10 protein-coding genes are annotated in these 13087 nt (G+C 64.9%); 3 read left to right on the top strand and 7 right to left on the bottom strand.

All coding sequences use genetic code 11. The features are described 5' to 3' along the window. Positions 1 to 63: 63 nt before the first annotated feature. The 6 genes from cmk to mtnA all read right to left on the bottom strand — a co-directional run bounded on the left by cmk (position 64) and on the right by mtnA (position 9796). Entirely contained in the window at positions 64 to 750 is a 687-nt protein-coding gene (gene cmk, locus CAG22_RS16930; RefSeq protein WP_003260862.1) for a (d)CMP kinase, read from the bottom strand. Beyond that, positions 747 to 2954, bottom strand: coding sequence for a bifunctional prephenate dehydrogenase/3-phosphoshikimate 1-carboxyvinyltransferase (locus tag CAG22_RS16925; RefSeq protein ID WP_256573550.1), 2208 nt, complete (start codon positions 2952 to 2954; stop codon positions 747 to 749). The genes cmk and CAG22_RS16925 overlap by 4 nt, the downstream gene beginning before the upstream one ends. A 209-nt stretch (positions 2955 to 3163) precedes the next feature. Continuing rightward, positions 3164 to 4258, bottom strand: coding sequence for a prephenate dehydratase (pheA, locus tag CAG22_RS16920; protein ID WP_085705831.1), 1095 nt, complete (start codon positions 4256 to 4258; stop codon positions 3164 to 3166). Then, positions 4258 to 5343 carry a 3-phosphoserine/phosphohydroxythreonine transaminase gene (gene serC / locus CAG22_RS16915; protein ID WP_025338101.1) on the bottom strand — a complete coding sequence of 362 codons (1086 nt, stop codon included), beginning with the start codon at positions 5341 to 5343 and terminating at the stop codon, positions 4258 to 4260. Before serC ends, pheA begins: the two co-directional genes overlap by 1 nt. Before the next feature lie 257 nt (positions 5344 to 5600). Continuing rightward, positions 5601 to 8366 (bottom strand): DNA gyrase subunit A, encoded by a 2766-nt coding sequence (gyrA, locus tag CAG22_RS16910; RefSeq protein ID WP_085589990.1) that lies wholly within the window; start codon positions 8364 to 8366, stop codon positions 5601 to 5603. 353 nt (positions 8367 to 8719) lie between these two features. Then, positions 8720 to 9796, bottom strand: coding sequence for an S-methyl-5-thioribose-1-phosphate isomerase (gene mtnA, locus CAG22_RS16905; RefSeq protein WP_025338099.1), 1077 nt, complete (start codon positions 9794 to 9796; stop codon positions 8720 to 8722). Positions 9797 to 9907: 111 nt separating this feature from the next. Between mtnA and ubiG the strand changes: the two genes are divergently transcribed. The 3 genes from ubiG to CAG22_RS16890 all read left to right on the top strand — a co-directional run bounded on the left by ubiG (position 9908) and on the right by CAG22_RS16890 (position 12170). Continuing rightward, positions 9908 to 10606 carry a bifunctional 2-polyprenyl-6-hydroxyphenol methylase/3-demethylubiquinol 3-O-methyltransferase UbiG gene (gene ubiG, locus CAG22_RS16900; RefSeq protein ID WP_025338098.1) on the top strand — a complete coding sequence of 233 codons (699 nt, stop codon included), beginning with the start codon at positions 9908 to 9910 and terminating at the stop codon, positions 10604 to 10606. 2 nt (positions 10607 to 10608) lie between these two features. Then, the gene (gene mupP / locus CAG22_RS16895; RefSeq protein WP_085589988.1) at positions 10609 to 11280 is read left to right on the top strand and encodes an N-acetylmuramic acid 6-phosphate phosphatase MupP; all 672 of its coding nucleotides are present in this window, start codon (positions 10609 to 10611) and stop codon (positions 11278 to 11280) included. Positions 11281 to 11429: 149 nt separating this feature from the next. Then, a complete protein-coding gene (locus CAG22_RS16890) occupies positions 11430 to 12170 on the top strand; it encodes a YciK family oxidoreductase (protein WP_025338096.1) in 741 nt (246 codons plus the stop codon). A 118-nt stretch (positions 12171 to 12288) separates the two neighbouring features. Here CAG22_RS16890 and CAG22_RS16885 read toward each other — a convergent pair whose 3' ends face one another. Next, complete coding sequence (locus CAG22_RS16885) at positions 12289 to 13074, bottom strand: TenA family transcriptional regulator (RefSeq protein ID WP_085705830.1); 786 nt, start codon at positions 13072 to 13074, stop codon at positions 12289 to 12291. Positions 13075 to 13087 lie beyond the last annotated feature (13 nt).

Genomic DNA, 13087 nt, shown 5'->3' with positions numbered 1-13087 from the left:
TTGTTTTAAGTAAAGGAAAGCCGGCAGGACGTTGACTGGTGCCCCTGCCTGCTTTCCTGGCTATCAGAGAAGGTCGCGCAGTGCGATCTCGCTCCTGATACGTTGCAACACCTGCTCGATGGACAACTCGGTAGAGTCCAACTGAATGGCATCGACCGCTGGCTTCAGCGGGGCCACTGCACGTTGGGTGTCGCGCTCATCACGCGCACGAATCTCATCCAGCAGACTCGACAGACTAACATCTTCACCCTTGCCCTTCAACTGCAGGTAGCGGCGACGCGCCCGCTCCTCCGCGCTGGCGGTGAGGAAAACTTTCAACGGCGCGTCCGGGAACACCACGGTGCCCATGTCGCGGCCGTCGGCGATCAGGCCCGGCGCCTCGCGGAATTCGCGCTGGCGCACCAGCAGTGCATCACGCACGGCCGGCAGCGAAGCAACCATCGAAGCACCGGCACCGACGGTTTCGGTGCGGATGACGTTGCTGACGTCCTCGCCCTCGAGGATGATCTGTTGCAGCTTACCGGGCTCGGCGGCGATGAACTGCACATCCAGATGGGCGGCAAGCTTGGTCAGCAACTCTTCGTTGGTCAGGTCGACGCCGTGGTTGCTGGCGTTGAACGCCAGCAGACGGTACAGCGCGCCAGAGTCCAGCAACCTCCAGCCCAGCTCGCGAGCCAGCAGCCCGGCGACCGTACCCTTGCCCGAACCGCTTGGCCCGTCGATGGTGATGACCGGCGCCAGGGCACTCACGACTTGCCCTCTTCCGCCACGCGGATGCCCACCTCGGCGCACAGCGCCAGGAAGTTGGGGAACGAGGTGGCGACGTTGGCGCAATCGTGGATGCGGATCGGTGCGCTGGCGCGCAGCGAGGCAACGCTGAAGGCCATGGCGATACGGTGGTCACCGTGGCCATGCACTTCGCCGCCGCCCAACTGGCCGCCGTCGATGATGATGCCGTCCGGGGTCGGCTCGCACTTGATGCCCAGGGTGATCAGGCCGTCGGCCATGACCTGGATACGGTCGGATTCCTTCACCCGCAGCTCCTCGGCACCACGCAGCACGGTACGCCCTTCGGCGCAGGCAGCGGCGACGAACAACACCGGGAACTCGTCGATGGCCAGTGGCACCAGCTCTTCAGGGATGTCGATACCCTTCAGCTTGGCACCACGCACACGCAGGTCGGCCACCGGCTCGCCGCCGACTTCACGCTGGTTTTCCAGGGTGATGTCGCCGCCCATCAGGCGCAGGATGTCGATCACGCCGGTACGGGTCGGGTTGATGCCAACGTGCTCCAGCACCAGTTCGGAGCCTTCGGCGATGGATGCCGCCACCAGGAAGAACGCCGCCGAGGAAATGTCGGCCGGTACTTCGATACGGGTGGCAGTGAGCTTGCCGCCGGACTGCAGCGAGGCCACCGGGCCGTTGCTGTCGACGCTGTAGCCGAAGCCGCGCAGCATGCGCTCGGTGTGGTCACGGGTTGGCGCAGGCTCGGTGACGGTGGTCTTGCCTTCGGCGTACAGGCCGGCCAGCAGCAGGCAGGATTTGACCTGGGCACTGGCCATCGGCAGCGTGTAGGTCAGCGCCTTGAGCTTGTGGCCACCGCGGATGGTCAGCGGCGGGCGGCCTTCAGGGCCGGTCTCGACCACAGCACCCATTTCGCGCAGCGGGTTGGCCACACGGTTCATCGGGCGCTTGGACAGCGACGCGTCGCCGGTCATGGTCACGTCGAACGGCTGGCCGGCCAGCAGGCCCGACAGCAGGCGCATCGAGGTACCCGAGTTGCCCACATACAGCGGCCCGGGTGGCGGCTTGAGGCCGTGCAGGCCGACGCCGTGAATGGTCACGCGACCGTGGTTGGGGCCTTCGATGACCACACCCATGTCCCGGAATGCCTGCAGGGTCGCCAGCGCGTCCTCACCTTCGAGGAAGCCTTCGACCTCGGTGGTGCCTTCGGCCAGCGAGCCGAGCATGATCGAGCGGTGGGAAATCGACTTGTCGCCCGGTACGCGGATTCGCCCTGACAGGCGGCCACCCGGTTGGGCCAGGAAAATCAGATCGTTGGCGTTCATAGCGTCCACATAGGCCCGGCGGGCCAGGATTTTACTGAAATGCTCGCGGGCAACGCGTGCGCGGGTGAATACACCCAGCAGCTGGTGCCCGTCCCCTTCAGCGATCGCGTCGCGCAAGGCGTCGAGATCGCTGCGATATGTATCAAGCGTGCGCAGGACAGCGTCGCGGTTGGCGAGAAAGATGTCGTGCCACATGGTCGGGTCGCTGCCGGCGATTCTCGTGAAATCGCGGAAGCCTCCCGCAGCGTACCGGAAGATTTCGAGGTTTTCATTGCGCTTGGCCAGTGAATCGACCAGGCCGAAGGCCAGCAGATGCGGCAGGTGGCTGGTGGCGGCAAGCACTTCGTCGTGGCGTTCGACCGACATGTGCTCCACATCGGCGCCCAGCTCGCGCCACAGGCGGTCGACCAGGGCCAGGGCGGCCGGGTCGGTTTCGGCCAACGGCGTGAGGATGACCTTGTGCCGGCGGAACAGAGTGGCGTTGGAGGCTTCTACCCCGCTTTGCTCGGAGCCGGCGATGGGGTGGCCGGGGACGAAGCGCGGCAGGCGCTCCCCAAAGACGGCACGCGCCTCACGCACGACATTGCCCTTGGCGCTGCCGACGTCGGTGATGACGGCATCGCCAAGGTCGAGCTGGGCCAGGCGGGCCAGCAGTTTTTCCATGGCCAGGATCGGCACGGCCAGCTGGATGACATCGGCACCGACACAGGCGGCAGCGAGGTCTTCTTCGCAGCGGTCGACCACGCCCAGGGCCACGGCCTGCTTGCGCGAGGGCGCGTCCAGGTCGACACCGACCACTTCGCGGCACAGGCCGCTTTCACGCAGGCCCTTGGCGAACGAGCCACCGATCAGGCCGAGGCCGACCACGACCAGGCGGTTGATGATTGGTGCGGGTTTGGTTGTTACTGCTTTTACCACTGGTGCGAACCCTGTTCAGAAGTCAGGACAGTCTTTGAGACCGCAGGGGGCTGCTTTGCAGCCCATCGCCGGCAAGCCAGCTCCCACAGGTACGGCGCATGCCATGAGATTTGTGCGGCCCCTGTGGGAGCTGGCTTGCCGGCGATGGGCCGCACAGCGGCCCCGGCAATCTTCGATCAAAGCACCGCCTTCGGATACGAACCCAGCACCTTCAGCGCCACAGCCTCCTGGCTGATCTGCTCGAGCACCGCCTTGATCAGCGGGTCGCGGTGGTGGCCGACGAAGTCGATGAAGAACACGTAGGTCCACTTGCCGCTGCGCGATGGGCGGGTCTCGATGCGAGTCAGGTCGATGCCGTTCTGGTGGAACGGTACCAGCAGCTCGTGCAAGGCACCCGGCTTGTTGCTCATCGAAACGATGATCGAGGTCTTGTCGTCGCCGGTCGGCGGCACTTCCTGGCTGCCGATCATCAGGAAGCGCGTGGAGTTGTCCGGGCGGTCTTCGATCTTTTCGGCCAGGCGGGTCAAACCGTACAGGTTGGCCGCCATGTCGCCGGCGATCGCCGCCGAGTTCCACTCGCCCTTGACCCGCTTGGCCGCCTCGGCATTGCTCGACACGGCCACGCGCTCCACGTTCGGGTAGTGCGCGTCCAGCCACTTGCGGCACTGGGCCAGCGACTGGGCGTGGGAGTAGATGCGGGTGATGCTGTCGGTCTTGGTGTTCTCGCCCACCAGCAGGTGGTGGTGGATGCGCAGCTCGACCTCGCCGCAAATCACCATGTCGTGCTCGAGGAAGCTGTCCAGGGTGTGGCTGACCGCGCCTTCGGTGGAGTTTTCCACCGGCACCACGCCGAAGTTGACGGCACCGGCCGCCACTTCGCGGAACACTTCGTCGATGGCCGCCATCGGCCGGCTGATCACCGCGTGGCCGAAGTGCTTCATGGCCGCAGCTTGGGTGAAGGTGCCTTCAGGGCCGAGGTAGGCGATTTTCAGCGGCTCTTCCAGGGCCAGGCACGACGACATGATTTCGCGGAACAGCCGCGCCATCTCTTCGTTGTCCAGCGGGCCCTTGTTGCGCTCCATCACGCGCTTGAGCACGGCGGCTTCACGCTCGGGGCGGTAGAACACCGGCTTTTCGCCTTCCGCCAGCGAGGCGGTCTTGACCTTGGCCACTTCCTGGGCGCAACGGGCGCGCTCGCTGATCAGCTCGAGGATCTTCTCGTCGAGGCTGTCGATGCGAACGCGCAGCGCCTTCAGTTCGTACTCGGACATCAGCCGTGCTCCTTCTCGAATTCGGTCATGTAGGCCACCAGGGCTTCGACTGCTTCAAGGCCCAGGGCGTTGTAGATGGAGGCACGCATGCCGCCTACCGAACGGTGGCCCTTGAGGTTGAGCAGGCCACGGGCATCGGCGCCGGCGAGGAAGGCCTTGTCCAGGCGCTCGTCAGCCAGGCGGAACGGCACGTTCATCCACGAACGGGCGTTGTGGCTGATCGGGTTGGTGTAGAACTCGCTGCTGTCGATGAAACCGTACAGGCGGTCTTTCTTGGCGCGGTTGCGCTGCTCCATGGCATCGACGCCACCCTGCTCTTTCAGCCATTCGAACACCAGGCCCGAGAGGTACCAAGAGTAGGTGGCCGGGGTGTTGTACATCGAGCCGTTGTCGGCCGAGACCTTGTAGTCGAGCATGGTCGGGCAGCTGCTGCGGGCACGGCCCAGCAGGTCTTCGCGCACGATCACCACTACCAGGCCGCTCGGGCCGATGTTCTTCTGCGCGCCGGCGTAGATCAGGCCGTACTGCGACACGTCGATCGGGCGCGAGAGGATGTCGGACGACATGTCGACCACCAGCGGTACGTCACCGGTTTCCGGCACCCAGTCGAACTGCAGGCCACCAATGGTCTCGTTGGACGCATAGTGCACGTAGGCAGCGTTCTTGGTCAGCTTCCACTCGTTCTGGCCCGGGATGGCCAGGTAGTCGTAAGGCTTGGCGCTGGCGGCGACGTTGACGTTGCCGAAGCGGCGCCCTTCCTCGATGGCCTTTTTCGACCAGATGCCGGTTTCGATGTAGTCGGCGGTGCCGTTTTCCGGCAGCAGGTTCAGCGGGATTTCGGCGAACTGCTGGCTGGCGCCGCCCTGCAGGAACAGCACCTTGTAGTTGGAGGGGACGGACAGCAGGTCACGCAGGTCCTGCTCGGCCTTTTCGGCGATGGCCACGTAATCGTCGCTGCGATGGCTCATTTCCATCACCGACAAGCCCTTGCCACGCCAATCCAGCATCTCGGCCTGGGCGCGCTGCAGAACAGCGTCAGGAAGCGCGGCAGGGCCTGCGCAGAAGTTAAAGGCTCGTTTGCTCACATCCACTCTCGCTCTGCCAAATGGTACAAAATCGTAATTCGGTGCTGACCAACTAAAACTGTGTCGCCTGTCATGGGCCTGCCTTGCAGGCCATCGCCGGCAAGCCAGCTCCCACAGGGACTGCGCAAACCTCGAAGCTCGCGCTGAACCTGTGGGAGCCAGGCTTGCCGGCGATGGGCCGCACAGCGGCCCCAATGACCTGGCCTGATCAGTCAAACGGGGCGACCTTGGTCGCCCCGTTCGGGTTTTACGCTTGCTTACTCCTGCGGGGCCTCTTCGGCACCAGCAGCTTCTTCGTTGTCTGGCGCTTCAGCCTCGACGCCCTCTTCGTCCGTCTCGATCACATCATCGAGCTCGTCCTCGGAAGGCTCCTGGATACGCTCCAGGCCCACCAGCGTCTCGTCGGTAGCCAGCTTGATCAAGGTCACGCCCTGGGTGTTACGGCCCAGGCTGGACACTTCGCCAACGCGGGTACGCACCAGCGTGCCCTGATCGGAGATCAGCATGATCTCTTCGCCTTCCTGCACCTGGATGGCGCCGATCAGCAGGCCATTGCGCCCCTTGGTACCCATGGCGATCACGCCCTGGCCACCACGGCCGCGACGCGGGAACTTGGACAGCGGGGTGCGCTTGCCGAAGCCACGCTCGGAGGCGGTAAGGATCTGCGCGCCGGATTCCGGGATCAGCATGGAGATGATCTGCTGGCCCTTGCCCAGCTTCATGCCGCGCACGCCACGGGCATTACGGCCCATCTCGCGCACCACGCTTTCAGCGAAGCGGATCACCTTGCCGGCGTCGGAGAACATCATGACTTCCTTGGCACCGTCGGTGATGGCCGCGGCGATCAGGGTGTCACCTTCCTTCAGCTTCAGGGCGATCAGGCCGTTGGAGCGCGGACGGGCGAATTGCACCAGCGGGGTCTTCTTCACGGTACCCGAAGCGGTGGCCATGAAGATGTAGGCGCCGGTCGGCTCGGCCACCCACTCAGGGGTGTCGCCGTCTTCCTCGTCCACTTCCTCGGCCTCGACCACTTCGCCTTCGAGCACGGTGTCTTCCGCGTCCTCCAGCTCTTCGTCGGCGTCAGCGTTCTGCTGCAGGGCCTCGAGGTCGATCTGCAGCATGGCGGTGATGCGCTCACCTTCCTCCAGCGGCAACAGGTTGACCAGCGGGCGGCCGCGGGCGGCGCGGGACGCTTCAGGGATGTCGTAGGTCTTCAGCCAGTACACCTTGCCCTTGCTGGAGAACAGCAGCAGGGTGGCATGGCTGTTGGCAACCAGCAGGTGCTCGACGTAGTCCTCGTCCTTCACCCCGGTAGCCGACTTGCCTTTGCCGCCACGGCGCTGGGCCTGGTAGGCGGACAGCGGCTGGGTCTTGGCGTAGCCGCCGTGGGAGATGGTCACCACGCGCTCTTCTTCCGGGATCATGTCGCCGTAGTTGAGGTCGTGGCGCGCATCGAGGATTTCGGTACGGCGGGCATCGCCATATTCGGCGCGGATGGCTTCCAGCTCTTCGCGGATCACTTCCATCAGGCGCTCGGCGCTGCTGAGGATGCGGATCAGCTCGCCGATCTGCTCGAGGATTTCCTGGTACTCGGCCAGCAGCTTCTCGTGCTCCAGGCCGGTCAGGCGGTGCAGGCGCAGGTCGAGAATGGCCTGGGCCTGTTCCGGCGACAGGTAGTACTTGCCTTCACGCAGGCCGTACTGCTCCGGCAGGTCCTCGGGGCGGCAGGAGTCGGCGCCGGCGCGCTCGACCATGACCTGCACGGCACTGGATTCCCAGGCAGTGGAGATCAGGGCTTCCTTGGCTTCGGACGGGGTCGGCGAGGCCTTGATCAGGGCGATGACCGGGTCGATGTTGGACAGCGCGACCGCCTGGCCTTCGAGGATATGGCCGCGTTCGCGGGCCTTGCGCAGCTCGAACACGGTACGGCGGGTTACCACTTCACGGCGGTGACGCACGAACGCTTCGAGCAGGTCCTTGAGGTTGAGCAGGCGCGGACGGCCGTCGACCAGGGCCACCACGTTGATGCCGAATACGCTCTGCAGCTGGGTTTGCTGGTAGAGGTTGTTGAGCACCACCTCCGGCACCTCGCCGCGACGCAGCTCGATGACGATGCGCATGCCGTCCTTGTCGGACTCGTCGCGCAGCTCGGTGATGCCTTCGATCTTCTTCTCTTTGACCAGCTCGGCGATCTTCTCGATCAGGCGAGCCTTGTTCAGCTGGTACGGCAGCTCGGTAACCACGATCTGCTGGCGACCACCGACCTTGTCGATGTCTTCGATCTCGGAGCGGGCACGCATGTAGATGCGACCACGGCCGGTACGATAGGCCTCGATGATGCCCTGGCGGCCGTTGATCAGGCCGGCAGTCGGGAAGTCCGGGCCAGGGATGTGCTGCATCAGCTCATCGATGGTGACTTCGGGGTTGTCGATGAGTGCCAGGCAGCCATCGATGACCTCGCCGAGGTTGTGCGGCGGGATGTTGGTCGCCATGCCCACGGCGATACCGCTGGAACCGTTGACCAGCAGGTTGGGAATACGGGTCGGCATGACTGCCGGGATCTGCTCGGTGCCGTCGTAGTTGGGCACCCAGTCGACGGTCTCCTTGTGCAGGTCGGCCAGCAGCTCGTGGGCCAGCTTGGCCATGCGCACTTCGGTGTATCGCATGGCTGCGGCGTTGTCGCCGTCCACCGAACCGAAGTTGCCCTGGCCGTCGACCAGCAGGTAGCGCAGCGAGAACGGCTGGGCCATACGCACGATAGTGTCGTAGACCGCGGTGTCGCCGTGCGGGTGGTACTTACCGATCACGTCACCGACCACACGGGCGGATTTCTTGTACGGCTTGTTCCAGTCGTTGCCCAGTTCGCTCATCGCATAGAGAACGCGACGATGCACGGGCTTCAAGCCGTCACGCGCATCGGGCAGCGCTCGCCCGACAATCACGCTCATCGCGTAGTCGAGGTAAGACTGTCTCAGTTCGTCTTCGATATTGACCGGGAGGATTTCTTTGGCCAGTTCGCCCATGAGAAGCCTGATTCCTTTTTCTGGTGAAACTTCGCAGCTCCATCAAGGGCCGAACGAAGCTCGCCGCCGCAGCGCATAAGGGTGCGACGACTTACGACAAATCAATGAGTTGTGCCATGGATCTGCGCAATGAAGGCCGCCGTGATGGGCGGTCTTGGAAACTGCCGGATGTTATCACAAAGGCAGGGGCGGTGGGGAGATGTGGCAGGTGGCCTCACACGAGGTTGAATCTTCGGATTTTCACTGGCTTCTTCGCGGGCACGCCCGCTCCCACAGGGATATCGCAACACTCGAGAGTGGTGGTGTCCCTGTGGGAGCGGGCGCGCCCGCGAAGAGGCCAGCGAGCTTTCCGATCAGTGCAGGCGCTTGCGGCAGATCAATTGTGCCAGCTTGGCGGCATCCGGCCGTTCGACGATGCCGCGCTCGGTCACGATCACGTCGATCAGGTCGGCCGGGGTCACGTCGAACACCGGGTTGAACACCTCGACATCCGGCGCCACGCGGGTGCCGCCAATGTCCAGCAACTCGTCGGCAGCGCGCTCTTCCAGCGGGATGTCCTCGCCCGTGGCCAGGTTCAGGTCGATGCTGGTGCTCGGCGCCACCACCATGAAACGTACGCCGTGGTGCATGGCGCTGACCGCCAGCTGGTAGGTGCCGATCTTGCTGGCCACGTCGCCGTTGGCGGCGATGCAGTCCGCGCCCACCACCACCCAGGTGATGCCCTTGCTCTTCATCAGGTGGGCCAGCGCCGAGTCGGCGCACAGGGTCACCGGGATGCCTTCGTTGGCCAGTTCCCAGGCAGTCAGGCGCGAACCATGCAGCCAGGGGCGGGTCTCGCCGGCATACACCCGCTCGACCATGCCCTCCAGGTAACCGGCGCGGATCACCCCCAGCGCGGTGCCGAAACCACCACAGGCCAGGGCGCCGGCGTTGCCGTAGGTGAGCAGGGTCTGGGCGTTGCCCTGGTGGCGGCGGATCAGCTCGATACCGTGCTGGGCCATGGTCAGGTTGGCTTCGCGGTCGCTTTCGTGGATGGCCACCGCTTCGGCCTCCAGCGCCGCCAGCACGCCTTCGTCCGGACGCAGGCGCTGCAGGCGCTCACGCATGCGGTTCAGCGCCCAGAACAGGTTGGCGGCGGTAGGGCGCGCTTCAGCCAGGACAAGGAAGTCTTCTTCCAGGTCCATTTCCCAGTCGCCACCCTCGGCCAGTCGCTCTTCCAGGGCCAGCACCAGGCCATAGGCCGCGGCAATGCCGATGGCCGAGGCGCCGCGCACGGCCATGTCGCGGATCGCCGCTGCCACCTGCGCGACATTGTCGCAGGCCAGCCAGCGCTCTTCCGACGGCAGCAGGCGTTGGTCGAGCAGGTGCAAGACGCCGCCCTGCCAGCGGATCCCGGTCACCTTCTCCGCCGCCAAAAGTCGCTCGCGCATCGCCTCTCCCCGTCGTTCGGATATCAAAAGCCGGCGATTATAGCGACCCTCGGGGCCGAGCGCTCGGGTATACTCCGGCGCAATTTTGCGAAGTTTCAGAGGACTGTTCTAATGAGCAACGTCGACCGCGCCGAAATCGCCAAGTTCGAAGCGCTGGCCCACCGCTGGTGGGACCGCGAAAGCGAGTTCAAGCCGCTGCACGAAATCAACCCGCTGCGCGTCAACTGGATCGACGAGCGCGCCAGCCTCGCCGGCAAGAAAGTGCTGGACGTGGGCTGCGGCGGCGGCATCCTCAGTGAGGCGATGGCCCTGCGCGGCGCCACGGTCACCGGCATCGACATGGGCGAAGCGCCACTGGCCGTGGCCCAGCTGCACCAGCTGGAGTCGGGCGTGCAGGTGGAATACCGGCAGATCACCGCCGAAGCCCTGGCCGAGGAAATGCCTGAACAGTTCGACGTGGTCACTTGCCTGGAAATGCTCGAGCACGTGCCCGACCCGTCTTCGGTCATCCGCGCCTGCTACCGCATGGTCAAGCCTGGCGGCCAGGTGTTCTTCTCCACCATCAACCGCAACCCCAAGGCCTACCTGCTGGCCATCGTCGGCGCCGAGTACATCCTGAAGATGCTGCCGCGCGGCACCCACGACTTCAAGAAGTTCATCCGCCCGTCCGAGCTGGGCGCCTGGAGCCGCGTTGCCGGCCTGCAGGTGAAGGACATCATCGGCCTGACCTACAACCCGCTGACCAAGCACTACAAGCTCAGCAGCGACGTCGACGTCAACTACATGATCCAGACCCTGCGCGAGGAATAAGCATGCGTTTGCAAGCAGTACTCTTCGACATGGACGGCACCTTGCTCGACACGGCGCCGGACTTCATCGCCATCTGCCAGGCCATGCTCGCCGAGCGCGGCCTGCCGGCCGTCGATGACAAGCTGATCCGCGACGTGATCTCCGGCGGCGCCCGGGCGATGGTCGCCGCGACCTTCGCCATGAGCCCGAAGGCCGAAGGCTTCGAGGCCCTGCGCCTGGAGTTCCTCGAGCGCTACCAGCGCGACTGCGCGGTGCACAGCAAGCTGTTCGACGGCATGGCCGAGCTGCTGGCCGACATCGAGAAAGGCAACCTGCTGTGGGGCGTGGTCACCAACAAGCCGGTGCGTTTCGCCGAGCCGATCATGCAGCAACTGGGCCTGGCCGAGCGTTCGGCGCTGCTGATCTGCCCGGACCACGTCAAGAACAGCAAGCCCGACCCCGAGCCGCTGATCCTCGCCTGCAAGACCCTCGGCCTGGACCCGGCCAGCGTGCTGTTCGTCGGCGACGACCTGCGCGACATCGAGTCTGGCCGCGACGCCGGCACCCGCACGGCGGCGGTGCGCTACGGCTATATTCATCCAGAGGACAACCCCAACAACTGGGGCGCCGACGTGGTGGTGGACCACCCGCTGGAGCTGCGCAAAGTGATCGACAGCGCGCTGTGCGGCTGCTGAACCCCGTCTAGACCGCAGCACAGCCCCTGTGGGAGCGGGCACGCCCGCGAAGCAGGCCCTGAGGTGGATGGCACCGGCTTCGCCGGTGTTCGCGGGCTTGCCCGCTCCCACAGGGATCGGCGCTGCCCAATGAACAAGGGAACAATCTGATGTTCGACTACACCGCCCGCCCCGACCTGCTGCAAGGCCGGGTCATCCTGGTTACCGGTGCCGGCCGCGGCATCGGCGCCGCTGCCGCCAAGGCCTACGCTGCGCTGGGCGCCACTGTGCTGCTGCTGGGCAAGACCGAGGCCAACCTGAACGAGGTCTACGACCAGATCGAAGCCGCCGGGCACCCGCAACCGGTGGTGATCCCGTTCAACCTGGAAACCGCCCTGCCCCACCAGTACGACGAACTGGCGGTGATGATCGAAGACCAGTTCGGCCGCCTCGACGGCCTGCTGAACAACGCTTCGATCATCGGCCCGCGCACGCCGCTGGAGCAGCTGTCGGGTGACAACTTCATGCGCGTGATGCACATCAACGTCGATGCCACCTTCATGCTCACCAGCACCCTGCTGCCGCTGCTGAAGCTGTCGGAAGACGCTTCGGTGGTGTTCACCAGCAGCAGCGTCGGGCGCAAGGGCCGGGCCTACTGGGGCGCCTATGGCGTGTCCAAGTTCGCCACCGAGGGCCTGATGCAAACCCTGGCCGATGAACTGGAAGGCGTGGCACCGGTGCGCTCCAACAGCATCAACCCGGGTGCCACGCGCACGGCGATGCGGGCGCAGGCCTACCCTAGCGAAAACCCGCAGAACAACCCGCTGCCGGAAGAGATCATGCCGGTGTACCTGTACCTGATGGGGCCGGACAGCAAAGGGGTGAATGGGCAGGCGTTCAACGCCCAGTAAGCCTGCACCGGCCTCTTCGCGGGCACGCCCGCTCCCACAGGATCACCACAGCCCTTGAGGACTGCGCCATACCTGTGGGAGCGGGCGAGCCCGCGAAGAGGCCGGGACAGGAGAGCGATCAGCCCGCTGCCAACACCGGGCGCATGCGCCCCTGCTGGCGCCCTTCCAGCTGCATGCACCGCTCCAGGAACAGGTACATGCAGTCATAACTCTTGCAAATCGCCTTGCGCAGTTCATTGCGCAGCCCCTGGGTCGGGTTCTCGCCGGCCAGGGTGCAGATGATCTCCAGCGCCTCCCACGGGTGCGCGTCGTCATACTGGGCATGCATCTTCAGCCACTTCATCGCCCGCTTGCGCTGATCCTCCGGGAAGCCCAGCGCATAGGTGTCGGTGGAGCACACCACCGCCGACCATTCACCGGTCGCACCTTCGATGGCGTAGTTGGTCGCCGCCATGGAAATGGCCAGATTCTCGGTGGCGCACACGCGCCAGCACCAGTCATTCAGGCCATTCAGCTCTGGCGGCACCTCCTGGGCCTGCAGCTCGTGCAGGTGCACGCCATGCGCCTGGCACCAGTTCACCCAATAGTCGGCGTGGTTGAGCTCGACACGGATGTTGCGCATCAGCCAGCGCCGCGCCATGTCTTCGCCCTGATGACGGCCATAGCGGGTCTTGGTCAGGTTGTGAGCCATGTACAGCGAAAACTGCTCCACCACCGGCCAGCCACCGATCAGGTACTGGCGAATGGTCGATTGCTTCAACTGGCCATCGCGCAGGCGCGCGTAGAACTCATGCTCCACTACCCGGCGCTTGCTCTCGCGGCAGTCTTCAATCAGTTGCTGGGCCCATTGGGGGTAGCTGGCGGGATCCATCAAAGGCCCGATACGAACGAATGCGTCAATCACTTTCAGCTCCTTG

It is taken from the genome of Pseudomonas sp. B8(2017), from assembly GCF_002113575.1.
GTDB lineage: Bacteria > Pseudomonadota > Gammaproteobacteria > Pseudomonadales > Pseudomonadaceae > Aquipseudomonas > Aquipseudomonas putida_Z.
The sequence above is the reverse complement of the archived record's forward strand: the minus strand, read 5'-3'. Positions and strand labels throughout refer to the sequence as shown.

Excerpts from the sequence above, each read along its gene's own strand:
- pheA (WP_085705831.1), bottom strand. The coding sequence starts at position 4,258 with ATGTCCGAGTACGAACTGAAGGCGCTGCGCGTTCGCATCGACAGCCTC.
- gyrA (WP_085589990.1), bottom strand. The coding sequence starts at position 8,366 with ATGGGCGAACTGGCCAAAGAAATCCTCCCGGTCAATATCGAAGACGAA.
- mtnA (WP_025338099.1), bottom strand. The coding sequence starts at position 9,796 with ATGCGCGAGCGACTTTTGGCGGCGGAGAAGGTGACCGGGATCCGCTGG.
- ubiG (WP_025338098.1), top strand. The coding sequence starts at position 9,908 with ATGAGCAACGTCGACCGCGCCGAAATCGCCAAGTTCGAAGCGCTGGCC.
- mupP (WP_085589988.1), top strand. The coding sequence starts at position 10,609 with ATGCGTTTGCAAGCAGTACTCTTCGACATGGACGGCACCTTGCTCGAC.
- CAG22_RS16890 (WP_025338096.1), top strand. The coding sequence starts at position 11,430 with ATGTTCGACTACACCGCCCGCCCCGACCTGCTGCAAGGCCGGGTCATC.